The organism is Cupriavidus sp. H18C1 (assembly GCF_049311595.1).
In the GTDB taxonomy this organism is placed as follows: domain Bacteria; phylum Pseudomonadota; class Gammaproteobacteria; order Burkholderiales; family Burkholderiaceae; genus Cupriavidus; species Cupriavidus cauae.
In genome coordinates this window covers 2,883,467-2,907,420 of the sequence record NZ_CP186008.1, presented here as the reverse complement: position 1 = coordinate 2,907,420, position 23,954 = coordinate 2,883,467, and the positions used below count along the sequence as shown (strand labels likewise).

Genomic DNA, 23,954 nt, shown 5'->3' with positions numbered 1-23,954 from the left:
ATACCGCCGTATATTGCGCTCGATGTGACTCGGGTGTCCCCCGCGCGCCCCGCCCTGCGCCGGGGCGCCTTCGATGGCCCGGCCCGCTGTCCCGACCGACTCCCCAATCCGGAACACCTGCCATGCCCGCTCGTCGTTCTCCCGCCATTGCCTCCGCGCCGGCCCGCGCCCGCTCGGGTCTGTCCGGCGCCTTCGCCGCGGCGGCGCTGGCCGTGCTGGCGATCCTGCCGGCCCGCCCCGCGGCGGCCGCCGAACTGGTGGTGTCCGCCGCGGCCAGCCTGACCAATGCCTTTCGCGCGGTCGCCACCGCCTATGAGCAGGCGCATCCGGGAACGAAGCTGGTGCTCAATTTCGGCGCCTCCGACGTGCTGATGCAGCAGATCGTGCAGGGCGCGCCGGCCGACGTGTTCGCCTCGGCCGACCAGCAGGCCATGGACAAGGCGCAGGCCGAACACATGATCGTGCCGGGCTCGCGCCGCGATTTCGCCGCCAATGCGCTGGTGTTGATCGAGCCGGCCGACAGCACGCTGAAGCTCGCCTCGCCGCGCGACCTGCTGCGCGACGACGTGCGGCGCGTGGCCTTCGGCAATCCGGCCTCGGTGCCGGTGGGCCGCTACACGCGCGACGCGCTGGAGGATGCACGGCTGTGGCAGGCGGTCTCGGCCAAGGGCGTGCCGGCGCAGAACGTGCGGCAGGCCCTGGACTATGTCGCGCGCGGCGAGGTCGATGCCGGCTTCGTCTTCGCCACCGATGCGGCCGTAATGCCGGGCAGGGTCCGCGTCGTCGCGCAGGTGCCGACGCGCACGGCGGTCACCTACCCGATCGCCGTGACCGCCCGCTCGCGCCAGAAGGACGAGGCGGCGCGCTTCGTCGCGTTCGTGCTGTCGACCGAAGGCCAGGCGCTGCTCGCGCGCCACGGCTTCCGGCCGCGCTGAACGTCGACTTCGCCGGTCCGCTGATGCCGCTGATGGAATCGATCTGGGTCCCGCTGGCACTGTCGCTGAAGGTGGCCGGCTGGGCCACCGCGATCAATGCGGTGCTCGGCGTCGCCGCCGCGGTGGCGCTGTCGCGCTGGCGCTCGCCGCTGCGCGATCTGGTCGACGCGGTGCTGACGCTGCCGCTGGTGCTGCCGCCGACCGTGCTCGGCTATTACCTGCTGGTGCTGGTCGGGCGCCGCGGCGTGTTCGGCGAGTGGCTGTCGTCGCTGGGCATCGAACTGGTCTTCACCTGGCAGGGCGCGGTGCTGGCCGCCACCATCGTCGCCTTTCCGCTGGTACTGAAGTCCGCGCGTGCGGCCATCGAGGGCGTCGATCCGCAGCTCGAGCATGCCGCGCGCGTGCTGGGCGTCGGCGAGGCCGGCATCGTCTTTCGCGTGACGCTGCCGCTGGCGGTGCGCGGCATCGCCGCCGGCGTGCTGCTCGCTTTTGCCCGGGCGCTCGGCGAGTTCGGCGCGACGCTGATGGTGGCCGGCAATCTGCCCGGCCGCACGCAGACGCTGTCGGTGGCGATCTACGAGGCGGTGCAGGCCGGCGACGACGACACCGCCAATCTGCTGGTGCTGGTCACCTCGCTGACCTGCGTGCTGCTGCTGGTGATCGCCGGCCGACTGGTGCCGAGCACGCGCCAGCCGGTGCGTTGAACGGAGGCCGACTGCCTGCCACCATGCCCGTCACCATGCCTGCCTCCCCGCCCGCCTCCCAGCCTGCCTCCGTGCCCATCACCGCACCTCGGGCCATGACGCTCCAGGTCGAAGTCAGCAAGCGGCTGGATACCGCCGACCGGCATTTCGCGCTGGATATCGGCTTCTCGTCCAGCAGCCGCCGCATCGCGCTGTTCGGCCCCTCGGGCGCCGGCAAGACGCTGACGCTGCGCGCGATCGCGGGCCTGCTGCGGCCGGACCGCGGGCGCATCGTGCTCGGCGAACGCACGCTGTTCGACGAAGCGGCAGGGATCGACGTGCGGCCGCAGCAGCGGCGCGTCGCGTATCTGTTCCAGGACTATGCGCTGTTCCCGCATCTGACCGTCGCGCAGAACGTCGCCTTTGGTCTGGCGCGCGGCTGGCGCAATCCGCCGCGCGGCAAGAGCCATGACGATGCCGAACGCTGGATCGACGCCTTCGGCCTGCGCGAGGTTCGCGGCCACTATCCGGCAGAGATCTCCGGCGGACAGAAGCAGCGCGTGGCGTTGGCACGCGCGCTGGCGACCCGGCCCGATATCGTGCTGCTCGACGAACCGTTCTCCGCGCTGGACCCGGCGCTGCGCGCGCGCATGCGGGCCGAGCTGCGCGCGCTGCAGACCAGCCTGGAGGTGCCGATGCTGGTCATCTCGCACGATCCCGACGATGTCGCGGCGCTGGCAGACCATGTGATGGAGATCCGGGACGGCCGGATCTTTGCGCCGCAGGGCTTGAGCGCTTAGTGGCGTGGTGGGGAGAGGGGCGGTCTCGAACCGCGGCGGCCCTACGAGCGCCGCTTGCCCTCCCCCCAGCCTTCCCCCCAAGCGGGAAACGGACAAACCGTGGACCTCAGTCCATCGTCCCCAGGATCACGCTCGACGCCTTGAAGATCGCCAGCGCCGGCGCGCCCTCGGTCAGGCCCAGCTCGTCCAGCCCGGCATGGGTGACGATGGCCGCGATGGTGGCGCCGCCATCGAGCGCGAGCACGACCTCGGCATTGACCGCACCGGGCACGATGCGCGCCACCGTGCCCGGCAGCTGGTTGCGCGCCGACAGCCGCAGTCCCGGCGACGGCACGCCGATCAGCACGGACGACGCCTTGACCAGCGCGAACGCCTCGCTGCCCGGCGCCAGGCCCAGCGTCTCGACGCTTTCGTGCGTGACCGTGGCGACCACCTGCTGTCCCCGGGCAGCGCCAGGGTGACCTCGTCGTTCACCGCGCCGGTCCGCACCTGGGTCACGGTGCCGAACAGCCGGTTGCGTGCACTGGTCTTGATCATCAGTCGCCGGATCAGATGGATGTCGTGTTGCAGCGCGTCGGCCGCCGTCGCGTCGAGCCGCTCGCTGACGCGCGACAGCTGCGCGACGAAGGCGCGGTGCTCGGCCTCGAGCGCGCGGTAGGTGCGCACCAGCCCCTCGCCGCGCGGCGCTCAGCATGGTGCCGCCGCCGCCCTTGCCGCCTGCCGCGCGCACCACCAGCGGCTCGCCGGCGCTGTTGTTCATCGCGTCGACCGCGTCCCACGCCGCCTTGTAGCTGAGTCCGACCGCCTTGGCGGCCGCCGTGATCGAGCCGTGTTCGGCGATCGCCGCGAGCAGCGCGATGCGGTCCTTGCCGCCGAGGTCCTGGCTGCCGGCGCGGAACCAGATCTTGCCCTGTAGTTCGAGCATGAGGGTGGCGCCGCCACGGGCGGCGCGAGGGTGTCGGAACGGCGCTATGTTACCGCGCCGGTCGGGCGGGGCCGCGCTGGGACGCGCTGGGACGCGTTGGGACGCGTTGGGCGGTGCTGGCCGAGCCAAGCCAGGCCGGGTTGGGCTCGGTTGGGCTGGGCCGCTGGGCCAAGCCGAGCCGAGCCACGCCCGGCCACGCCGAACCAAGCCGGGTCGCGGCGCTGCCGGCAAGGTATGTCATCACGTGATACATTGACGGCTTTTTTGCGCGACGCTTTTTTTGCTGCGTCGCGGCACGCGCTGGCGCCTTCATGTCCTCCCGAACCTCTCCCCTTCTAGCCTTGGCCGGCGAAGTCCGGCTGCGCTGGCGCGGCTGGCTGGCCGCCTTCGTTCCGATGCCGGTGGCGGCAAGCAGCCGTGAGCGGTTCAAGAGCTGCCTCGGCGCGGTATTCGCGCTGGCCTGCACGGAGTGGATCAGCCGGCATATGCTGGGCGGGCACAACCCCTGGTTCATCGCGCCGATGGGCGCCTCCGCGGTGCTGCTGTTCGCCGTGCCGTCCAGCCCGCTGGCGCAGCCGTGGTCGGTGATCGGGGGCAATCTGCTGGCGGCGCTGGTGGGCGTGACCTGCGCCCGCTGGATTCCGGATCCGGGGTTGGCCGCGGCCGTGGCAGTCGCTTTGGCGATCGGCCTGATGTTCCATCTGCATTGCGTGCATCCGCCGGCCGGCGCGGTCGCCATCACCGCGGTGTTCGGCGGCCCGGCGGTGGCCAAGCTCGGCTATGCCTTCGTGCTGTTCCCGGTCGCGCTCAATTCGATGCTGATGCTGCTGATCGCGCTGTCGTTCAACAACCTGACCGGCCGCCGCTATCCGCATCGGCCGCCGCCCCCGGTGGCGGGACACGGCACCAGCGATCCGCCTCCGGGCCAGCGCGTCGGCTTCACGCGTGCGGACCTGGACGAAGTGCTGGCCGCGCGCGGCGAATTCCTCGACGTCGATCGCGATGATCTCGAGGAGATCCTGGTCGCGGCCGAGCTGCGCGCGTTCGGCCGCCGCTTCGGCGACGTGCGCTGCGGCGACATCATGTCGCGCGACGTGGTCGCGGTCCACGCCGATCAGCGCATCGGCGAGGCATGGACGCTGCTGACCCGCCACCGGCTGCAGGCGCTGCCCGTGGTGTCGCCGCGCCAACGCCGGCTGGTCGGCCTGGTCGCGCTGCCGGACCTGTTCGTCGGCGACCCCGCCAAGGGCCAACGCCGCCCCGATGGCCTGGTGCGCGACGCGATGCTGACCGAACTGCCGACCGCGCGCGCCGACCAGCCCATCGTCGAGCTGGCCGGCGCGATGTCCGACGGCGGCTGGCACCTGATGCCGGTGGTCGACGAGCAGCGGCGACTGCTGGGGCTGATCACGCAGTCGGACCTGCTGGCGGCATTGCTCAAGCGGTGACGGCGGCGACGGGTCCTCTCCCGCGCCCTCTCTCCGGCCCTCTCCCGCGAGCGAGACTGGGCCGGCGACCCCACATCGCGGTTTCCATCACACAAGGCTGGCAAAATAGCGGCCCATGAAACGTCTCTGGTCGCATCTTCTCGGCTTGCTCGTGCTGGTGGTGGCAACCTGCGCGCTGCTCGGCACGCTCGCGGTGGTGGTCGCCGGCCGCCAATTGCCCCCGCTCGATGCCATCGCCGCGTTCCGCCACTCGGCCGGCTACGTGCCGCTGGACAAGATGCCGCCCGCGCTGACGCAAGCCGTGGTCGCCATCGAAGACGAACGCTTCTATCTGCATGACGGCATCGACTACGTCGGCGTGATCCGCGCAGGCCTGGCCAATCTGTCGGACGACCTGTCTCAGGGCGCGTCGACCATCACGATGCAGGTCGCCCGCAACTTCTTCCTGTCGCGCGAAAAGACCTATACCCGCAAGCTCTACGAGGCGCTGCTGGCCTACCGCATCGAGGGGGCCTTCAGCAAGGACGAGATCCTCGAGCTGTACATGAACAAGGTCTATCTCGGCGAAGGCGCCTATGGCTTCGCGCAGGCGGCGCGGACCTATTTCGGCAAGCCGCTGGCCGAGCTGACGCTGGCCGAATCCGCGATGCTGGCCGGCCTGCCCAAGGCGCCGTCGGCCAACAACCCGGTCGTCAATCCCCGCCGCGCGCGGCAGCGGCAAGCCTATATCCTGCTGCGCATGCTGGAACTGGGCCGCATCGACCGGCACCAGTACGATGCCGCGCTGCTCGAGCCGCTGCGGCTGCGCTAGGTCTTTCTCCTTGCCCGCGCTGCTCGCACGGCTGAGATAGCTACGGGTTTCCCCCCTTCCGGCACCGCTGTCAGCGCCCACCCGACGGCGCCGCCCGGCGCGCCATGCTAGCCTGCTGGCAGCCGGGTTCCGCCTGCGCCGAACCCGTTCACCACGCCGCAACGGCGGACTCTCGGGGAGGCAACGATGGATGGCATCTGGTCAGACATGCTGAGCGCGCTGCGCACGGAGTTCGCCGACATTCCGGACATCGAGGAAGCGACCCGCGTCGTGGTCCGGCTCGGCATGGCGATGCTGCTCGGCGCGATGATCGGCTACGAGCGCGAAGCCGCCGGCAAGGCGGCCGGCCTGCGCACCCATATGCTGGTCGCGCTCGGCTCGGCGATGTTCGTGCTGGTACCGCTGCAGGCCGGCGTGCCGCTGGCCGACATGAGCCGCGTGCTGCAGGGCATCGCCTCCGGCATCGGCTTCCTCGGCGCCGGCGCCATCATCAAGCTCAACAGCGAAGAAAGCATCAAGGGCCTGACCACCGCCGCCAGCATCTGGATGGTGTCCGCCATCGGCGTCGCCGCCGGCATGGGCCGCGAGGCCACCGCGCTGCTCGCCACGATTTTTACGCTGGTGATTTTGGAGATTTTGCAGCGGGTGAAGTAACGCGTGCCTGCGCGCCGTCAAGAGACACTACCATGCGGGCCATCGATCCACGACTAGGCGAGGAGCTCGCTATGGCCCGTTTCCACAACGGCATGCGCCCGATTCATCCGGGCGAGATCCTGCGGGAGGAGTATCTGCTCCCCCTTCGATCTTTCCATCGCGGAATTGGCGAAGGCATTGCGCATCGAGGCGGCACAGATGGATGCGATCGTACGCGGCGATGCCGGTGTGTCCAGCGAGATCGCCTGCGCCTGGCGCGCTATTTTGGCGGCGACGCCGAGACCTGGCTGAATCTGCAGCAAGCCTACGACTTGAAGACCGTCGAACAGCGGGTCGGCGACACCATTCGCGCGGAAGTCGCGCCGCGCAACGCCAAGGCAGCGTAACGGACGGCAGGTCGTCCGCTGACATCCATGCGGTCCGGGTGCGCCGGACCGCTTCCTATAACTCCCCCCGATGGCGCTCCAGCGCCGCCAGCACGATCGGCGCGACCGCATCCGCGCGACCGTTGTCCACCCCCCTCCAGCAAGGCCCGGCGCATCGGCGGCGCCCAGAAGCGGCGCAGGTGGGTGGCGATGTCGGCCAAGGCCTCGTCGCGGTCCGGCATCGCGGCGAAGAAAGTACCGATCTGGTTGGCCATCTTGACCAGGTTGTCGAGATTCATGATCAGCAGCGTGGCGGCAGCAGCCGCGCGGAATGGGTGTAGACGACATGGCGGCCGGGGCGGACGAACCCCGCCAGCGTGACGCCGGCCTGTTCGGCGAGCCGGACCGCCATCGCGGTGGGACCGGAGACGGCGGCCAGCACACCGATGCCGGCGCTGGCGGCCTTGACCACCATCTCATAGCTGGCGCGGCTGGTCACCAGCGCCGCGCCGTCGGCGACCGGCTCGCCGGTGCGCGCCAGCGCGCCGATCAGCTTGTCGAGCGCGTTGTGGCGGCCGACGTCCTCGCGCACCAAGGCCACGCTGCCGTCGGCCCGCAGCCAGGCGGCGGCATGGGTCGCGCCGGTACGACGCTGCAGCGCCTGGCGGCGCTGCAGCTCGGCAAAGCCCGCATGCAGGCGCGCGCCGTCGAAGCGCGCGGTGCTTGCCACCGGCGCCGGCATGCGCGCCACCTGCGACAGCGACTCCACGCCGCACAGTCCGCAGCCGGTGCGGCCCGTCATGGCGCGGCGCCGCGTCTTCATCCGCGCGAAGGCGTCGCCGGCAATGCGCAGCTGCACCGCGATCCCTTGCGTGCCGACCTGCGTGTCGATCTCGAACACGTCGCGCGCGCTCGCGACGATGCCTTCGGTCAGGCTGAAGCCCAGCGCGAAGTCCTCGAGGTCGGCCGGCGTGGCCAGCATCACCGCGTGCGAGATGCCGTTGTATTCGAGCGCGACGGGCACTTCCTCGGCGACATCGTCGAAGGCGAGCGCCAACTCGTCGCCCTCGCCTTCCGGACGCGCGACCTCGACGGTGGCGTACGGCATCGGCAGATCGCCATCGTCCTCATACCGACCACCCCTCGTACCAAGCGGCCTCATACCGATCGGCCTCGTACAGAGACGCCTCGTCGCGCGCGACCACGCCGCGCTCACAGACCAGCATGGCCCGCCTCCGCCTTCTCGCCTTCCACGACCGCACCGGCCGCCCGCAGCAGCCGCAACTGCTCGGCATGGAAGTCCCGATAGCGCTGCTGCCATTCGGATGGCTGCGCGACCGGCAGCACCTGCACCGCGGTGACCTTGTACTCCGGGCAATTGGTGGCCCAGTCCGAGTTGTCGGTGGTGATCACGTTGGCGCCCGACTCGGGGAAGTGGAACGTCGTATAGACCACGCCCGGCTGCATGCGCTCGCTGACCCGCGCGCGCAGCACCGTCTCGCCGGCGCGGCTGACGATGCCGACCCAGTCGCCGTCGGCGATGCCGCGCTCCTGCGCGTCGTGCGGATGGATCTCGAGCCGGTCCTCGTCGTGCCAGCGCACGTTCTCGGTCCGCCGCGTCTGCGCGCCGACGTTGTACTGCGACAGGATGCGGCCGGTGGTCAGGATCAGCGGGAACCGGCGGTTCACCTTCTCCTCGGTCGGCACGAACTGCGTGATGATGAACTTGCCCTTGCCGCGCACGAAGGTGTCGATATGCATGATCGGCGTGCCGGCCGGCGCCTGCGCGTTGCATGGCCACTGGATGCTGCCGAGCTCGTCGAGCTTCGCGTAGCTGACGCTGGAGAACGTCGGCGTCAGCCGGGCGATTTCGTCCATGATCTCGGACGGATGGCGATAGTCCATCGGATAGCCGAGCGCATTCGACAGCAGCATCGTCACCTCCCAGTCGGCATAGCCGGCCTTGGGCGGCATCACCTTGCGCACGCGCGAGATGCGGCGCTCCGCGTTGGTGAAGGTGCCGTCCTTCTCGAGGAACGAGGAACCGGGCAGGAACACGTGCGCATACTTCGCGGTCTCGTTCAGAAAGATGTCCTGCACCACGATGCATTCCATCGACGACAGCGCCTCGGCCACGTGCTGCGTATTTGGATCGGACTGGACGATGTCCTCGCCCTGGCAGTACAGGCCCTTGAAGCTGCCGCCCAGCGCGGCCTCGAACATATTGGGAATGCGCAGGCCCGGCTCGGGGCTGATCTCGACCTGCCATGCCTGCTCGAACAGGCCGCGCGTGGTCGAATCGGAGACATGGCGATAGCCCGGCAGCTCGTGCGGGAACGAGCCGATATCGCAGGACCCCTGCACATTGTTCTGCCCGCGCAGCGGATTGACGCCGACGCCCTCGCGGCCGATATTGCCGGTCGCCATCGCGAGGTTCGCGATGGCCATCACCGCGGTCGAGCCCTGCGCGTGCTCGGTGACGCCCAGGCCGTAGTAGATCGCCGCATTGCCGCCGGTCGCGTACAGCCGCGCGGCGCCGCGCAGTTGGTCCGCGGGCACGCCGGTGACCTCGGCCATTGCCTCGGGGGAATTCTCCGGCCGGGCGACGAACTCGCGCCACAGCCCGAAGGCCTTGGACTCGCAGCGCTGCGCGATGAAGTCCTCCGCCAGTAGTCCCTCGGTGACGATCACATGGGCCATCGCCGTCAGCACCGCGACATTGCTGCCGGGTCGCAGTTGCAGATGGTAGTCGGCCCGCACGTGCGGCGACTGCACGAGATCGATGCGGCGCGGATCGATCACGATCAGCCGCGCGCCGGCGCGCAGCCGCTTCTTCAGCCGCGAGCCGAACACCGGATGGCCGTCGGTCGGGTTGGCGCCGATCACCAGGATCACGTCCGAGCGCTCCACCGAGCGGAAGGTCTGCGTGCCGGCCGACTCGCCCAGCGTCTGCTTCAGGCCGTAGCCGGTCGGCGAGTGGCAGACGCGCGCGCAGGTGTCGACGTTGTTGTTGCCGAAGGCGGCGCGCACCAGCTTCTGCACCAGATAGCCTTCCTCGTTGGTACAGCGCGACGACACGATGCCGCCGACCGCGTCGCGCCCGTGCCGGGCCTGGATGCGGCGGAACTGCGTGGCGGCATGGTCGATCGCCTCTTCCCACGACACCTCGCGCCACGGGTCCTGGATGCTGGCGCGGATCATCGGCTTGAGGATGCGGTCCTGGTGCGTGGCATAGCCCCACGCGAAGCGGCCCTTGACACAGGCATGGCCCTCGTTCGCCTGGCCGTCCTTGTACGGCACCATGCGCACCACCTCGTTGCCCTTCATCTCGGCCTTGAAGGCGCAGCCGACGCCGCAGTAGGCGCAGGTGGTCACCACGCTGTGCTCGGGCTGGCCCATGCGGATCAGCGAGGTCTCGGTCAGCGTCGCGGTCGGGCAGGCCTGCACGCAGGCGCCGCACGACACGCAGTCCGATTCCATGAAGGACTCGCCCTGCCCGGCGGTCACGCGCGAATCGAAGCCGCGGCCGCTGATCGTCAGCGCGAAGGTGCCCTGCGTCTCCTCGCAGGCGCGCACGCAGCGGTTGCAGACGATGCACTTGGACGGGTCGTACTCGAAGTACGGGTTGGACTGGTCCTTGACCGCATCGAGGTGGCTGGCGCCGTCGTCGTAGCGCACCTCGCGCAGGCCCACCGCGCCGGCCATGTCTTGCAGCTCGCAGTTGCCGTTGGTCGGACAGGTCAGGCAATCGAGCGGATGGTCCGAGATATAGAGTTCCATCACGCCGCGGCGGATCTCGGCGAGCTTGCCGGTCTGCGTGCGCACCTTCATGCCGGGCTCGGCCGGCGTCGTGCACGACGCGGGATAGCCGCGCCGCCCTTCGATCTCGACGAGGCACAGCCGGCACGAGCCGAACGGTTCGAGGCTGTCGGTGGCGCACAGCTTCGGCACGTGGACGCCGGCCTCGACCGCGGCGCGCATTACCGAGGTGCCGGCGGGCACGGTGACGGCGACGCCGTCGATCTCCAGCGTGACGGCTTGCTCGGCCTCGCGCCGCGGCGTGCCGTAATCGATATCGTGGTGGGGATGCAAGGTGGACTCCGCGGGGTCGTTGATCGAGCGAGGTGGTTATCGGCGCCCCGCCTGCGCGGGGACGACAGTGCGTCTCAGTGCGTCTCAGTGCGCCTCAGTGCACCTCAGTGCGTCTCAGTGCGTCTCGGCGCGCCTTCACGCGGCCCGCGCCGGCAGCGGCGGCAGGCCAAAATCCTCGGGAAAGCCGTCGAGCGCCGACAGCACCGGATACGGCGTCATGCCGCCCATCGCGCAAAGCGAGCCGTGCAGCATGGTGTCGCACAGATCGCGCACCAGCCGCACTTGCCCGGTGCGCTGCGCGGGGTCGGGCTGGGCCATCAGCTTGTCGATGACCTCGACGCCGCGGGTCGAGCCGATCCGGCAGGGCGTGCATTTGCCGCAGGACTCGACCGCGCAGAACGCCATTGCGTAGCGCGCCTGCCGGGCCATGTCGACGGTGTCGTCGAAGGCGACGATGCCGCCGTGGCCGACCACGCCGCCGAACGCGGCGTAGGCCTCGTAGTCGAGCGGCACGTCCCAGCGCGACGCATTGAGATACGCACCGAGCGGACCGCCGACCTGCACCGCGCGCAACGGCCGGCCGCTGCGCGCGCCGCCGCCGTAGTCGTACAGCAGCTCGCGCAGCGTGACGCCGAACGCCTTTTCGACCAGGCCGCCGCGCGCGATATTGCCGGCCAGCTGGAACGGCAGGGTGCCGCGCGAGCGGCCCATGCCGAAATCGCGATAGTGCTGCGCGCCCTCGGCCAGGATCACCGGCATGGTGGCCAGCGAGATCACGTTGTTGATGATCGTGGGCCGGCCGAACAGGCCCTGGATCGCGGGCAGCGGCGGCTTGGCGCGCACCATGCCGCGGCGCCCTTCGAGGCTTTCGAGCAGCGCGGTTTCCTCGCCACAGACATAGGCGCCCGCGCCCTTGCGCACCTCCAGCGCGAAGCGCCGTCCGCTGCCGCGGATATCGTCGCCGAGCCAGCCGGCCAACATGGCGATGGCGATCGCGCGCTCCAGCACCGCGATCGCATGCGGGTATTCCGAGCGCACGTAGACGTAGCCCTGTTCGGCCCCGACCGCCAGTCCGGCAATCGTCATGCCCTCGATCAGCATGAACGGGTCGCCTTCCATCACCATGCGGTCGGAGAAGGTGCCCGAGTCTCCCTCGTCGGCATTGCAGACGACGTATTTGACGGGGCTGTCGGCCTGCAGCACCGTATTCCACTTGATGCCCGTCGGAAAGGCCGCACCGCCGCGGCCGCGCAGGCCCGACTCGGTGACCTCGCGCACGATGTCGGCGCCGCCCATCGCCAGCGCGCGCGACAGGCCGCGATAGCCGCCATGCGCGAGATAGTCGTCGAGCGACAGCGGATCGGTAATGCCCATGCGGGCGAAGGTCAGCCGCTCCTGCTCGCGCAGGAAGGGTATCGATTCGGTCATGCCGTGACACAACGGATGGTTGCCGCCGCGCAGGAAGCCGGCATCGAACAGCGCGGGCACGTCTTCAGTGCGGACCGGCCCGTAGGCCACGCGCCCGGCCTGCGTCTGCACCTCGACCAGCGGCTCGAGCCAGAACATCCCGCGCGAGCCGTTGCGGACGATGCGCACGGCCTCGCCGCGTGCCGCCGCTTCGGCGGCGATCGCGCGCGCCACCGCTTCGGCGCCCATGGCGAGCGCGGTGGAATCGCGCGGGACAAACACCGTCACGGGCGCGGAGGCCATCGCCATCGATGTCGGCATCGATGTCGGCTTCGATGTCGGCTTCGGTGTCGACTTGGGTGTCGCGCTCATCGGCTCACCTCCTCGTCGGACATGGCAGCGCCCGGCTTCTGCCGTGCATCGTCCTGCCGCAGCGCGGTCAGCAAGGCGTCGAGCCGTGCCGGTGTCACGCCGCCATGCAGCTCGGTGCCTGCCATCAGCGCCGGCCCCACGGCGCACTGGCCGAGGCAGTAGACCGGCTCCAGCGTGATCGCACCGTCCGCGGTGGTCTGGTGCCAGCCGCAGCCCAGTTCGCGCTGCGCATGGTCGGCCAGCGCATCGGCGCCGACCGCCTGGCAGGCCTCGGCGCGGCACAACTGCAATACGTGCCGCCCGGCGGGCCGGTCGCGGAAATGGTGGTAGAAGCTGATCACGCCGTGGACCTCGGCGCGCGACAGGTTCAGCGCGCGGGCAATGGCGGGCACCGCATCGGGGGGGACGAAGCCGAGCGCGTCCTGGATGTCGTGCAGGATCGGCAACAAGGCGCCGGGCTGGTGCCGGCGCGCGCGCAGGATGGCCGCGATGCGCTTCGCCGCATCCGGCGCCGTGGCCGTGGCCGCCGGCGACTTCGTGGCCACGGTCGCCGCCGCGTCATCCAAATAGGCTATTTTTTGCATATTATCGGGATTCCATTCCGGCCGCCTCGCGCGCCAACCAACGCACAATTCCCGGAGTTTTTCGCTATGCCGGGACTATAGGCAGCCCGCGCGGGAGCGGCAATATGCTATTTTTCGCCTATGTTGAGAATCGCCATCCATCCGCACCTGCAGGTGCGCGACGACAGCAACGGCGCCGATCCGCTCGATGTGTCGCGGCTGGTCACCCTGCTCGCCCATATCGAACGCACCGGCAGCATCCGTCAATCGTGCGAGGCGATCGGGCTGTCGTACCGCTATGCCTGGGGCCTGCTCGAAGATGCGCAGTCGCTGTTCGGCGGCCCGCTGATCGACAAGCGCCGCGGCCGCGGCAGCGTGCTGACGCCGCTGTCGCAGCAACTGGTGTGGGCCAGCAAGCGCATCGCCGCGCGGCTGTCGCCGACGCTGGAGAGCCTGGCGTCGGAGCTGGAGATCGAACTGAAGAAGGTGCTCGACGCCTCGGTCAGCGCGCTGCGGCTGCATGCCAGCCACGGCTTCGCGGTGGCCGCGCTGCGCGACTTTCTCGACGAGCACAAGGTCCGCCATGACCTGAAGTACTGCGGCAGCCTGGAGGCGGTGGCCGCGCTGGCGGCCGGCGATTGCGATATCGCGGGCTTCCATGTGCCGATCGGTGAGTTCGAGGCGGAGACGTTCGCGCGCTTTGCCGGCTGGCTGCATCCCGAGCGCCATTGCCTGATTCATTTGGCGGTGCGCACACAGGGGCTGTTCGTCGCGCGTGGCAATCCGAAGGGCATCACGGCGCTGGACGACCTGCTGCGGCCGGACGTGCGCTTCGTCAACCGCCAGGTCGGTTCGGGTACGCGCCTGCTGCTCGACCTGATCCTGCGGGCGCGCGGCATCGATCCGGAGCGCATCGACGGCTACAGCAACGGCGAATTCACCCATGCCGCGGTGGCCGCGTATATCGGCAGCGGCATGGCCGATGTCGGCTTCGGCGTCGAGACCGCGGCGCGGCGCTTCGGGCTCGACTTCGTGCCGGTGCTCAACGAACGCTATTTCTTCGCGATCGAACGCGAACGGCTGCAGAGCCCGATGCTGGCCGATGCGGTGGCGGCGCTGACCAGCGGCGGCTTTCGCGAACGGGTCGATGCGCTGCCCGGCTACGATGCGACGCTGACCGGCACCGTGCTGACGCTGCCGCAGGCCTTCCCGAGCTGCAGCGCCAGCGATAGTGCCCAGGGTAACGCTCAAGCACTGGCTCACGGCGGCGGGCCAGTGCTCATAGACGCCCGCGTCGATCGCCTCAATAAACCTGCGGCACCCACATCTCGTCGGGCACCGGCTGGCGCGCGTAGTCGTTGCTGCGCTGGCGCTCGGGCAGCACGATGTTGGGCTGCTCGATCTCGCGATAGGGAATCAGCGTCAGCAGATGGTGGATGCAGTTGAGCCGCGCGACCTTCTTGTCGTCGGCATGCACCACCCACCAGCGCGCCTCGGGGATATGCGTGCGCGCCAGCATGATTTCCTTGGCCTTGGTATAGGCCTCCCAGCGGCGGCGCGATTCGAGGTCCATCGGGCTGAGCTTCCACTGCTTGAGCGGGTCGTGGATGCGCGACAGGAAGCGCAGTTCCTGCTCCTCGTCCGAGATCGAGAACCAGTACTTGATCAGCCGGATGCCGGAGCGCACCAGCATCTTCTCGAACTCGGGCACCGTGCGGAAGAACTCCTCGTACTGGTCGTCGGTGCAGAAGCCCATCACGCGCTCGACGCCGGCGCGGTTGTACCAGCTGCGATCGAACAGCACGATCTCGCCGGCCGCCGGCAGATGCGAGACGTAGCGCTGGAAATACCACTGCGTGCGTTCGCGGTCGTTCGGCGCGGGCAGTGCCGCGACGCGGCAGACGCGCGGATTGAGCCGCTGCGTGATGCGCTTGATCACACCGCCCTTGCCCGCGGCATCGCGCCCTTCGAAGACGATCACGATCTTCTGGCCGGTGGCGACCACCCAGCTCTGCAGCTTGACCAGCTCGCCCTGCAGGCGGAACAGCTCGCTGAAATAGTGCCGGCGCGATTCCCGGTCGGCCGCGCCGCCGGGCAGCGATTCGGAGTTCAGCAGCGCCTGCGCGTCGCCATCCTCGAGCGCGAGCTCGAATTCCTCATCGTAGTGGTCCGCCACCTCGCGGTGAATGCGGCGTACCAGTTCCTCTTCGCTCGGGGTCATCGTCGCGCTCCTTCACGTCCATCAGGTCCATCACGCCGCTCACGTCGGCCACGTCCTCGGCGACCGCCGGCAATGCCGCCACCGGCCCCGAAGGCCCGCCGCCAGAGCCGGAAACCGCCAGCCGGCCGGTCGTCCGCAGCCCGCGGGCTCGCCAGCGTAGCCAGCCGGTATGTCAGCGCCGTGAAAGCGCCGGTCCAGGCAGCCTCACGGCGCTCCACAAGCGTAGACCAGAAAATCCCGCAGCAGCTGCGCGGGGCTCGCTCAGCGGCTCGTCGCGCCGCCAGATCAGCCCGACCTCCATGTCCGGCACCGCGTCCGCCAGCGGGCGCGCCTCGATCTCCTTGCCTTCCAGCGACCACGGCCGGAACACCATGTCCGACAGCACCGTGATGCCGAAGCCGTGCGCGACCAGCCCGCGCAGCGCCTCCATCGAGGTGGTGCGAAACGCAATGTCCGGCGTCAGCCGCTTGCTCTTCCAGTAGCGCAGCGTCGAGGTTTCGCCCTCGTCGACCGTCAGCAGGATGTACGGGTAGGCGGCCACTTCCTTGAGCGTCGGCGCGCCGCCCTGCAGCAGCGGATGGCCCGGCGGTGCCCACAGCTGGCGGCGCGAGCGGATCAGCGTGCGGTGTTCGAAGCGCTGCGGGCGCGCGACGTTCGACAGCAGCACCACGCCGAGCTCGATCTCGCCGGACAGCACGGCCTCCTCGATGTCGACGCGGTCGAGGTCGCGCAGGTCGAAGACGATCTCCGGATAGTGCGAGCGAAAGCGCGCCAGCAAGGCCGGCAGCAGATAGCCCAGCACCGTGTACGAGGCGGCGAACGACACCGTGCCCTGCTGGCCGGGGCCCTGCAGCGAGGGTTCGCGCAGCATGTCTTCGACCGAATCGAGGATGCCCGCGACCCGCTGCAGCAGCCGGTGCCCTTCGGCGGTCAGCGCGACGCCGTGCGGCAGCCGGTCGAACAGGCGGACGGCCAGGCGCTGCTCCAGCGCCAGCACCGCATTGGTGATGGCCGACTGCGACACGTGCTCGCGCGTGGCCGCCATCGAGAACTGGCCGGTCTCGGCGGCGGCCTGGAAATAGCGCAGCTGCCGCAGCGTGATGTCGCGGGCCAGCGGCGCCGGACGCGTCTTGGCGTCGCGCGAGGCCACACCGGTCATGGCGGTGGGAAGGGAGGGAGAAGGCGGTCGGGCAGCCATGCGATTTCCAAATATCAGCGCTCTGAATTTGTGATTTTACGATAGCGAAGCGCTTTCCTACACTCGTTCGGCAAACCAGAACGCGCAGATCCATGGATCGAATGCGCGCACCGCGCAAGACCACGCGCACACGGCGCCCGCTCGCGGAACCCGCATCCCGAGCGCGCACAAAAACCGCATACCGAACGATACCGCCCGACCTTGTGCGAGATATCGGGCGAGATATCGGGCGAGCTATCGCCATCCGCCGGAGACACCCCCCCCATGAACAGTCCGCTCTCGCCCGCGCAGCAACAGGCCCTCGCCGACGCGCTGGCCAACGTCAGCCTCGACGACAAGTACACCGTGGAAAAGGGCCGCATCTATCTGAGCGGCACCCAGGCGCTGGTGCGCCTGCCGATGCTGCAGAAGGCGCGCGACCGCGCGGCGGGGCTCAATACCGCCGGCTATGTCTCCGGCTACCGCGGCTCGCCGCTCGGCGGGCTCGACCAGGCGCTGTGGCAGGCGAAGACGCATCTGGCAGGCAGCGACGTGGTGTTCCAGCCCGGGCTGAACGAGGACCTGGCGGCCACGGCCGTCTGGGGCACGCAGCAGGTCAACCTGTTTCCCGGCGCCCAACGCGACGGCGTGTTCTCGATGTGGTACGGCAAGGGGCCCGGCGTCGACCGTTCGATCGACGTGCTCAAGCACGCGAACTCCGCCGGCTCCGCGCCCCATGGCGGCGTGCTGCTGCTGGCCGGCGACGACCATGCCGCCAAGTCGTCGTCGGTCGCGCACCAGTCCGAGCACGTGCTGATCGCGGCCGGCATTCCCGTGCTCTACCCGTCCACCGTGCAGGAATACCTAGACTATGGCCTGCACGGCTGGGCGATGAGCCGCTATTCGGGCCTGTGGGTGGCGATGAAGTGCGTCACCGACGTGGTCGAGTCGAGCGCCTCGATCGAGATCGATCCCGACCGCGTACAGGTGGTGCTGCCGCAGGACTTCGCGATGCCGGAAGGCGGCCTCAATATCCGCTGGCCCGATCCGCCGCTGGCGCAGGAAGCGCGGCTGCTCGACCACAAGTGGTACGCCGCGCTGGCCTATGTGCGCGCCAACAAGCTGAACCGCGTGGTGGTCGATTCGCCGCGGGCCCACTTCGGCATCATGACCGCGGGCAAGGCCTATCTCGACGTGCGGCAGGCGCTGGCGGACCTCGGCCTTGACGACGACACCTGCGCGCGCATCGGCATCCGCGTGATGAAGGTCGGCTGCGTGTGGCCGCTCGACGCGCAGGACGCGCGCGAATTTGCCACCGGCCTCGACGAGATCCTGGTGGTCGAGGAAAAGCGCCAGATCCTCGAATACGCGCTGAAGGAAGAGCTGTACAACTGGCGCGACGACGTGCGCCCGCGCGTGTTCGGCAAGTTCGACGAGCGCGACAACGAGGGCGGCGAATGGTCGGTGCCGCGCGGCAGCTGGCTGCTGCCGGCGCACTACGAGCTGTCGCCGGCGATCATCGCCAAGGCGATCGCGCGCCGGCTCGACAAGGCCGACCTGCCCGACGACGTGCGCGCGCGCATCGCGGCGCGCGTCGCGCTGATCGAGGCCAAGGAGCGCGACGCGTCGCGTCCGCGGCTGTCGGTCGAACGCAAGCCCTGGTTCTGCTCGGGCTGCCCGCACAATACGTCGACCCGCGTGCCCGAGGGCTCGCGGGCGCTGGCGGGCATCGGCTGCCACTACATGGCGATGTGGATGGACCGCAATACCGACACCTTCAGCCAGATGGGCGGTGAAGTGCGTCGCGTGGACCGGCCAGATGCATTTCACCGACGAGAAGCACGTGTTCGTCAATCTGGGCGACGGCACCTATTTCCATTCGGGCCTGCTGGCGATCCGCGCGGCGATCGCGGCGAAGGCCAATATCACCTACAAGGTGCTGTTCAACGACGCGGTGGCGATGACGGGCGGCCAGCCGGTCGACGGCGTGCTGACCGTGCCGCGCATCGCGCATCAGGTGCTGGCCGAAGGCGCGCGCGAGATCGTCGTGGTGACCGATGAACCGGACAAATACGCCGGCGGCGGCGGGCTGCCCGCCGGCATCGCCGTGCATCACCGCGACCGGCTCGACGACGTGCAGCGGCGCCTGCGCGATACGCCGGGCGTCACCGTGCTGATCTACGACCAGACCTGCGCGACCGAGAAACGCCGCCGGCGCAAGCGCGGCGACTATCCGGATCCGGCGCGGCGCGCCTTCATCAACGACGCGGTCTGCGAAGGCTGCGGCGACTGTTCGGTGCAGTCGAACTGCCTGTCGGTCGAACCGCTGGAGACGCCGCTCGGCACCAAGCGCGCGATCAACCAGTCGTCGTGCAACAAGGACTTCTCGTGCCTGAACGGCTTCTGCCCGAGCTTCGTGACGGCCGAGGGCGCGCAGGTGCGCAAGCCGGCCGGGGTGGGGACGCAGACGGGAACGCAGACCGGATCGAAGACCGGTGCAATCGATCTGGACGCCCTGCCCTCGCCGACGCTGCCCGCGCTGGAGCGCGCCTACGGCATCGTCGTGACCGGCGTGGGCGGCACCGGCGTGGTGACGATCGGCGGCATCCTCGGCATGGCGGCGCATCTCGAAGGCAAGGGCGTCACGGTGCTCGACATGGCGGGACTCGCGCAGAAGGGCGGCGCCGTGCTCAGCCATGTGCAGATCGCCGCCACGCCGCAGGCGCTGCATGCCACGCGCGTCGCCACCGGCGAGGCGCGGCTGGTGATCGGCTGCGATGCGATCGTGTCGGCGTCGGCCGAGGTGCTCTCCAAGGTTCGGCGCGACATCACCGCGGCGGCCATCAACAGCGCGCGCACGCCGACCGCCGACCTGATCGCCAATCCGAAATGGCGCTTCCCCGGTGCGTCCGCGGAGCAGGACCTGCGCGACAACATCGGCGAGGCCTGCGCCTTCCTCGACGCCAATGCTTGGGCGGTCCGGCTGCTGGGCGATGCGATCTTCGCCAATCCGCTGCTGCTGGGCTTCGCCTGGCAGCGCGGCTGGGTGCCGCTGTCGCTGGCCAGCCTGACGCGCGCGATCACGCTCAACGGCGTCGCGGTGCAGAAGAACCTGCTGGCCTTCGCCTGGGGCCGCGCGCTGGCGCATCGCGGCGAGACGGCGGTACGCGCGGCGCTCGACGGCGCGGACAAGGCTTCGCGCCAGGCTGGTGCCGTGCCGACGCAGGTGCTGCCGCTTCCGCAGACGCTGGACCGCCTGATCCAGGACCGCGCCGCCCTGCTGCGCGCCTACCAGAACGACGCCTATGCCGCGCGCTATCTGGCCGCGGTCGACAAGGTACGGCAGGCGGAGCTGGCGCTCGGCGCCGACCGCAAGCTACCGCTGACCGAGGCGGTCGCGCGCAACTTGGCCAAGCTGATGGCCTACAAGGACGAGTACGAGGTCGCGCGGCTGTACGCCGATCCGGCCTTCCTCGACAAGCTGCGCGCCCAGTTCGACGGCGAGCCCGGCCGCGACTATCAGCTGAACTTCTGGCTGGCGCCGCCGCTGCTGTCGGGCGAGACGCGCAACGGCCGCCCCGTCAAGCGCCGCTTCGGCCCGCGCACGATGACGCTGTTCCGGCTGCTGGCCAGGTTCAAGGGGCTGCGCGGCACGCCGCTCGATCCCTTCGGCCGCACCGCCGAGCGCCGCGAGGAGCGGCGGCTGGTGGACGAGTACCTGGCGATGGTCGACGAGTTCGCGCGCAGCCTCGATGCGCAGCGGATCGACACGGCGCTGGCACTGGCTGCGCTGCCCGACGATATCCGCGGTTTCGGGCCGGTGAAGGAGGCCAGCATGCGGAAGGCGGCCCAGCGCCGGGCCGAGCTGATGGCGCGTTATCGGGGCGGCGTGGTCGCGGACGGCGAGCGCGCCGCGGCTTGAGGTTGCGTTGTCGCGGCGGCGACGGCGCGAAGACCGAGCGCGGCGCCGCTTGATGCCAGCGTTACCGCGGCGGCGGCGCAGCCGGCGCGCGCAGCGGCTTGATGCCGCGAGCGCGAGTCGGCTACGGCTCATCGGGCAACGGCACCGTGCTGCATCTGGCCGCGGAACTGTTCGCCAGCGAGGCCAAGGTCCAGGTCCGCCACGTGCCCTACAAGGGCGCGGGCAACTACACCACCGATCTCCTCAGCGGTCAGGTGCAGATGGGCTTCCTGACGGTGCCTGCAGTCCTGCCGCAGCTGAAGGCCGGCAAGCTGAAGGCGATCGCGGTGTCCACGCCGAAGCGCATCCCGACGCTGCCAGACGTGCCGTCGCTGGCCGAGTCCGGCCTGCCACGCTACAGCTTCGACGCCTGGCTCGCGATTGTCGGCCCCGCCGGATTGGCGAAGGACAAGGCGGCCGACCTGCAGGCAAAGATCAAGGCCGCGCTCGACGAAAAGTTGGTGCAGCAGAACCTCGCCGCCCAGGGCATCGTCATCATCGGCAGCACGCCCGACCAGGCCGCGCCGTTCTTCGGCAGCGAACTGGAGAAGCACGCGCGCATCGTCAAGCAGGCAGGGGCGACGCTGAATTGAGCGGTACGGCGCGTCAGCGCGCAAACGGCGACGAGGCCTTCGGCAGATGCGCGACGTCCGCGACTGCCGGACGGCAATCCCAAAAAAACAAAGCCCTCGCATGGAGGGCTTTGCTGCTTGCGCTGGAGAATGATCAGCCAGCGAAGTTCTTGCTGACGAAGTCCCAGTTCACGACGTTCCAGAAGGCCTCGACGAACTTCGGACGGGCGTTGCGGTAGTCGATGTAGTAGGCGTGTTCCCACACGTCGCAGGTCAGCAGCGGCTTGGCGTCGGTGGTCAGCGGGGTGGCGGCGTTCGAGGTCGACACCAGATCCAGCGAACCGTCGGCCTTCTTGACCAGCCAGGCCCAGCCCGAACCGAAGGTACCGACCGCGGTCTTGGTGAACTCTTCCTTGAACTTGTCGAACGAGCCCCACTTGGCGTTGATCGCGTCGGCCAGCGGGCCGGTCGGCTGACCGCCGCCTTGCGGCTTCAGGCAGTTCCAGAAGAAGGTGTGGTTCCACACCTGGGCGGCGTTGTTGAAGATGCCGCCGGACGATTTCTTGACGATCTCTTCGAGGGTCGCGTTCTCGAATTCCGTGCCCTTGATCAGATTGTTCAGATTGGTGACGTACGTCTGATGATGTTTGTCGTGATGGAACTCCAAGGTCTCCTTGGACATATGCGGGGCCAGCGCATCATGGGGGTACGGCAGCGGGGGGAGAGTATGTTCCATTGTTCTGTCTCTGTGGGTTGTGGGACGGGAGACACCGATTGTAGGTGACTTGCCATAGTGGCGCAAACTAGCGGCAAAACCCCTTCAGGGCGCGGCAGTATGCGGCTGCGCGCCCCGCCGCGCCGCGCCTGTGGGGCACCTTCCGGGGCAACTCAGCCGGCCATCGCGGCCTGTAGATCGGCCCTATAGATCGAGCAGTTTGGCCTGCACGCTGGCGATGCCGATATCGGCCACGCCCTCGGCCAGATGGACCTCGACGCGGCTGCCGGCACGCAGCTCCGACGGCGCCCGCAGCGCCTTGCCGCGCGGGTCCAGCAGCACCGCATAGCCGCGCTCGAGCGTGCGTTGCGGCGCCAGCAGTTCGAGCGCGCCGGCGGCGCGATGCAGGCGCTGCGCGGCACGTTCGTGCTGGCGTTCGCTGGCGGCCTGCATGCGTGCGGCGAGCCGGGCCAGTTCGGCCTGGCGCGTGCCCGCATCGGGACGCTGGGCGGTCCAGCGCATCGACCACAGCTGCAGTCGATGGCGCCGCGCCACCAGGTTGTCGCGCCATGCCGCGCGCAAATGTCGCGCGAGATTGTCGAGCTGTCCGCGCCGCTCCTGCAGTTGCGCCTGCGGGCTGCGCACGCGCCGCGCCAGCCAGTCCAGATGTTGGGCGCGCCGCTCCAGCTGGCGGCGCATGCATTGGCCAAGCGCGTCGCGCGCCCGCGCCGCCTGCGCCAGCAGATGCGCGCGATCGGGGCTGACCAGTTCGGCGGCGCCCGTTGGCGTCGGCGCGCGCACGTCGGCGACGAAGTCGGCGATGGTGAAGTCGGTCTCGTGGCCGACGCCGCAGACCACCGGCAGCGTGCAACGCGCCACCGCATGCGCGACCACTTCCTCGTTGAACGACCACAGGTCCTCGATGCTGCCGCCGCCGCGGCACAGGATCACCACGTCGCACTCGGCGCGCGCGCTGACGGTGTCGAGCATCGCCGCGATCTTGTCGGCGGCACTGGCGCCCTGCACCGGCACCGGATAGACCAGCACCTGGATATGCGGCGCGCGGCGGCGCAGGGTCGTCAGCACATCGCGCAGCGCCGCGGCCTGCAGCGACGTGATCACGCCGATCGTGCGCGGATGCGAGGGAATCGGCCGCTTGCGTGCGGGATCGAACAGACCGTCGCGCGAGAGCTTGTCCTTCAGGCGCAGGAAAGCCTCGTACAGATTGCCGACGCCGGCGCGCCGCATCGCCTCGACGCTGAGCTGCACCTCGCCGCGCGCCTCGTACATCGATACCAGCGCGCGCACCTCGACAGCCTCGCCTTCGCGCACCGGAAAGTCGACATGCTGGTTTCGTCCGCGAAACATCACGCAGCGGATCTGCGCGCGGGCGTCCTTCAGCGAGAAATACCAGTGCCCGCTCGCTGCGCGCGTGAAGTTGGAAATTTCTCCACGCACCCAGGCCAGCGGAAAGTTGCGTTCGAGTACCGATGCGATCGCATGGTTCAAGTCGCCGACCGGGATCACGTCGCGCCCGCCGGGTGCCGTCCGGGAGACTGGCGAAGGCGGAGACGAGAATGGTTCAGACATGGCAAATCGCCGCCGAAGCGGCGTCAGATGGACATGTCCACAGCATAACCGCTATGTCAAGCCCATCGCTGTAGGGTGGCTGAAACGGCCTGTATATCGAGGGGCTTGACACAAGCCATTGATTCTTAATGACTTTCCCGGACATCACTTTTTAAGCAATGTAAGAATTTCTCTTACGCGTCAATCACTTACCATTTGTCCACACCAGCTTGTTCACAAAGTTATCCACAGGAACTCTGGACAACTACAAAGCGGTAACACCGACCGTACGGCGGCATACACTGCGCCGTGACCGAAACGTCGCTCCCGCACCGAAACGCAAACGCCCTGTGCAGGGAAGCCGGCTCGCCCGCGGCTTGCCGTGCTGCCGCTTTTTTAGGCAGCCCCGGGAATTCCGTTACGGATCAAGCCCTTGTCTCGCTTCTCCCGGGCTTATCCACAGGCGCTCCACAACGCTGTCCCGTTGGGATGTGGAAAGAAGTCGACTTTCCAATTTCCGTTGCCGAACGCCGGCGCGGCGGGCCGTTTCGGTGTCCCTGCACAATTTTTAAGCAGGGCGCGGGAATACCATACGGATCAAGGACTTGGCACGCTTGTCAGGCGCCTGTCCACACTTGTTCCACAATCCTGTCCCGCTGCCGTGTGGAAAGCCGGGGCGCGGCG

15 protein-coding genes and 5 pseudogenes are annotated in these 23,954 nt (G+C 69.1%); 10 read left to right on the top strand and 10 right to left on the bottom strand.

Features of this window, described 5'->3' with window-relative positions; translation table 11 throughout:
- Window positions 1-122: 122 nt before the first annotated feature.
- From modA to OJJOAM_RS13500, 3 genes are all read left to right on the top strand, one after another.
- Window positions 123-935 carry a molybdate ABC transporter substrate-binding protein gene (gene modA, locus OJJOAM_RS13510; protein ID WP_422648241.1) on the top strand — a complete coding sequence of 271 codons (813 nt, stop codon included), beginning with the start codon at window positions 123-125 and terminating at the stop codon, window positions 933-935.
- A gap of 32 nt (window positions 936-967) precedes the next feature.
- Complete coding sequence (gene modB / locus OJJOAM_RS13505) at window positions 968-1,639, top strand: molybdate ABC transporter permease subunit (RefSeq protein WP_422649591.1); 672 nt, start codon at window positions 968-970, stop codon at window positions 1,637-1,639.
- A gap of 95 nt (window positions 1,640-1,734) precedes the next feature.
- Window positions 1,735-2,418, top strand: coding sequence for a sulfate/molybdate ABC transporter ATP-binding protein (locus OJJOAM_RS13500; protein ID WP_422648240.1), 684 nt, complete (start codon window positions 1,735-1,737; stop codon window positions 2,416-2,418).
- A gap of 106 nt (window positions 2,419-2,524) precedes the next feature.
- On the opposite strand, the pseudogene OJJOAM_RS13495 reads toward OJJOAM_RS13500, so the two are convergent.
- Window positions 2,525-3,343: pseudogene (locus tag OJJOAM_RS13495) on the bottom strand (TOBE domain-containing protein).
- A 311-nt stretch (window positions 3,344-3,654) separates the two neighbouring features.
- On the opposite strand from OJJOAM_RS13495, the gene OJJOAM_RS13490 reads away from it, so the two are divergent.
- The 4 genes from OJJOAM_RS13490 to OJJOAM_RS13475 all read left to right on the top strand — a co-directional run bounded on the left by OJJOAM_RS13490 (window position 3,655) and on the right by OJJOAM_RS13475 (window position 6,642).
- Window positions 3,655-4,791 (top strand): HPP family protein, encoded by a 1,137-nt coding sequence (locus OJJOAM_RS13490; RefSeq protein WP_422648239.1) that lies wholly within the window; start codon window positions 3,655-3,657, stop codon window positions 4,789-4,791.
- Between the two features lie 115 nt (window positions 4,792-4,906).
- Window positions 4,907-5,602 (top strand): transglycosylase domain-containing protein, encoded by a 696-nt coding sequence (locus OJJOAM_RS13485; protein WP_422648238.1) that lies wholly within the window; start codon window positions 4,907-4,909, stop codon window positions 5,600-5,602.
- Window positions 5,603-5,788: 186 nt separating this feature from the next.
- Window positions 5,789-6,256, top strand: a complete 468-nt coding sequence (locus tag OJJOAM_RS13480; RefSeq protein WP_053822307.1) for an MgtC/SapB family protein — start codon at window positions 5,789-5,791, stop codon at window positions 6,254-6,256.
- Window positions 6,257-6,327: 71 nt separating this feature from the next.
- Window positions 6,328-6,642 carry a transcriptional regulator gene (locus OJJOAM_RS13475; protein ID WP_422648237.1) on the top strand — a complete coding sequence of 105 codons (315 nt, stop codon included), beginning with the start codon at window positions 6,328-6,330 and terminating at the stop codon, window positions 6,640-6,642.
- A gap of 55 nt (window positions 6,643-6,697) precedes the next feature.
- On the opposite strand, the pseudogene OJJOAM_RS13470 reads toward OJJOAM_RS13475, so the two are convergent.
- The 5 genes and pseudogenes from OJJOAM_RS13470 to OJJOAM_RS13450 form a co-directional block, all read right to left on the bottom strand.
- Window positions 6,698-6,920: pseudogene (locus OJJOAM_RS13470) on the bottom strand (formate dehydrogenase subunit delta).
- A 2-nt stretch (window positions 6,921-6,922) separates the two neighbouring features.
- Window positions 6,923-7,729: a formate dehydrogenase accessory sulfurtransferase FdhD gene (gene fdhD, locus OJJOAM_RS13465; protein WP_422648236.1), complete on the bottom strand. Its 807-nt coding sequence runs from the start codon at window positions 7,727-7,729 to the stop codon at window positions 6,923-6,925.
- Window positions 7,730-7,833: 104 nt separating this feature from the next.
- Window positions 7,834-10,713: a formate dehydrogenase subunit alpha gene (fdhF, locus tag OJJOAM_RS13460; RefSeq protein ID WP_422648235.1), complete on the bottom strand. Its 2,880-nt coding sequence runs from the start codon at window positions 10,711-10,713 to the stop codon at window positions 7,834-7,836.
- Window positions 10,714-10,848: 135 nt separating this feature from the next.
- A complete protein-coding gene (locus OJJOAM_RS13455) occupies window positions 10,849-12,441 on the bottom strand; it encodes a formate dehydrogenase beta subunit (RefSeq protein WP_422648234.1) in 1,593 nt (530 codons plus the stop codon).
- Window positions 12,442-12,488: 47 nt separating this feature from the next.
- A complete protein-coding gene (locus tag OJJOAM_RS13450) occupies window positions 12,489-13,037 on the bottom strand; it encodes a formate dehydrogenase subunit gamma (RefSeq protein ID WP_422648233.1) in 549 nt (182 codons plus the stop codon).
- Window positions 13,038-13,196: 159 nt separating this feature from the next.
- Here OJJOAM_RS13450 and OJJOAM_RS13445 point away from each other — a divergent pair.
- Window positions 13,197-14,267 (top strand): annotated as a pseudogene (locus OJJOAM_RS13445) (substrate-binding domain-containing protein); the annotation flags it as partial.
- A gap of 91 nt (window positions 14,268-14,358) precedes the next feature.
- Here OJJOAM_RS13445 and ppk2 read toward each other — a convergent pair.
- Both ppk2 and OJJOAM_RS13435 read right to left on the bottom strand, forming a co-directional pair.
- Window positions 14,359-15,276: a polyphosphate kinase 2 gene (ppk2, locus tag OJJOAM_RS13440; RefSeq protein WP_149316868.1), complete on the bottom strand. Its 918-nt coding sequence runs from the start codon at window positions 15,274-15,276 to the stop codon at window positions 14,359-14,361.
- Between the two features lie 204 nt (window positions 15,277-15,480).
- Window positions 15,481-16,390: pseudogene (locus tag OJJOAM_RS13435) on the bottom strand (LysR substrate-binding domain-containing protein).
- A 348-nt stretch (window positions 16,391-16,738) separates the two neighbouring features.
- Here OJJOAM_RS13435 and OJJOAM_RS13430 point away from each other — a divergent pair.
- Together OJJOAM_RS13430 and OJJOAM_RS13425 are read left to right on the top strand one after the other, a co-directional pair.
- Window positions 16,739-20,375: pseudogene (locus OJJOAM_RS13430) on the top strand (indolepyruvate ferredoxin oxidoreductase family protein).
- 101 nt (window positions 20,376-20,476) lie between these two features.
- A complete protein-coding gene (locus tag OJJOAM_RS13425; RefSeq protein ID WP_422648232.1) occupies window positions 20,477-21,007 on the top strand; it encodes a tripartite tricarboxylate transporter substrate-binding protein in 531 nt (176 codons plus the stop codon).
- 133 nt (window positions 21,008-21,140) lie between these two features.
- On the opposite strand, the gene OJJOAM_RS13420 is transcribed toward OJJOAM_RS13425, so the two are convergent.
- Window positions 21,141-21,722, bottom strand: a complete 582-nt coding sequence (locus tag OJJOAM_RS13420) for a superoxide dismutase (protein WP_053822315.1) — start codon at window positions 21,720-21,722, stop codon at window positions 21,141-21,143.
- A gap of 183 nt (window positions 21,723-21,905) precedes the next feature.
- Window positions 21,906-23,291 carry an exodeoxyribonuclease VII large subunit gene (gene xseA, locus OJJOAM_RS13415; protein WP_422648231.1) on the bottom strand — a complete coding sequence of 462 codons (1,386 nt, stop codon included), beginning with the start codon at window positions 23,289-23,291 and terminating at the stop codon, window positions 21,906-21,908.
- Between the last annotated feature and the right edge of the window lie 663 nt (window positions 23,292-23,954).

What these genes read in the sequence shown, in the direction of transcription:
- modA (WP_422648241.1), top strand. Translation starts at nt 123, where the DNA reads ATGCCCGCTCGTCGTTCTCCCGCCATTGCCTCCGCGCCGGCCCGCGCC.
- modB (WP_422649591.1), top strand. Translation starts at nt 968, where the DNA reads ATGGAATCGATCTGGGTCCCGCTGGCACTGTCGCTGAAGGTGGCCGGC.
- OJJOAM_RS13500 (WP_422648240.1), top strand. Translation starts at nt 1,735, where the DNA reads ATGACGCTCCAGGTCGAAGTCAGCAAGCGGCTGGATACCGCCGACCGG.
- OJJOAM_RS13490 (WP_422648239.1), top strand. Translation starts at nt 3,655, where the DNA reads ATGTCCTCCCGAACCTCTCCCCTTCTAGCCTTGGCCGGCGAAGTCCGG.
- OJJOAM_RS13485 (WP_422648238.1), top strand. Translation starts at nt 4,907, where the DNA reads ATGAAACGTCTCTGGTCGCATCTTCTCGGCTTGCTCGTGCTGGTGGTG.
- OJJOAM_RS13480 (WP_053822307.1), top strand. Translation starts at nt 5,789, where the DNA reads ATGGATGGCATCTGGTCAGACATGCTGAGCGCGCTGCGCACGGAGTTC.
- OJJOAM_RS13475 (WP_422648237.1), top strand. Translation starts at nt 6,328, where the DNA reads ATGGCCCGTTTCCACAACGGCATGCGCCCGATTCATCCGGGCGAGATC.
- fdhD (WP_422648236.1), bottom strand. Translation starts at nt 7,729, where the DNA reads ATGCCGTACGCCACCGTCGAGGTCGCGCGTCCGGAAGGCGAGGGCGAC.
- OJJOAM_RS13455 (WP_422648234.1), bottom strand. Translation starts at nt 12,441, where the DNA reads ATGCCGACATCGATGGCGATGGCCTCCGCGCCCGTGACGGTGTTTGTC.
- ppk2 (WP_149316868.1), bottom strand. Translation starts at nt 15,276, where the DNA reads ATGACCCCGAGCGAAGAGGAACTGGTACGCCGCATTCACCGCGAGGTG.
- OJJOAM_RS13425 (WP_422648232.1), top strand. Translation starts at nt 20,477, where the DNA reads ATGCCGCGAGCGCGAGTCGGCTACGGCTCATCGGGCAACGGCACCGTG.
- OJJOAM_RS13420 (WP_053822315.1), bottom strand. Translation starts at nt 21,722, where the DNA reads ATGGAACATACTCTCCCCCCGCTGCCGTACCCCCATGATGCGCTGGCC.
- xseA (WP_422648231.1), bottom strand. Translation starts at nt 23,291, where the DNA reads ATGTCTGAACCATTCTCGTCTCCGCCTTCGCCAGTCTCCCGGACGGCA.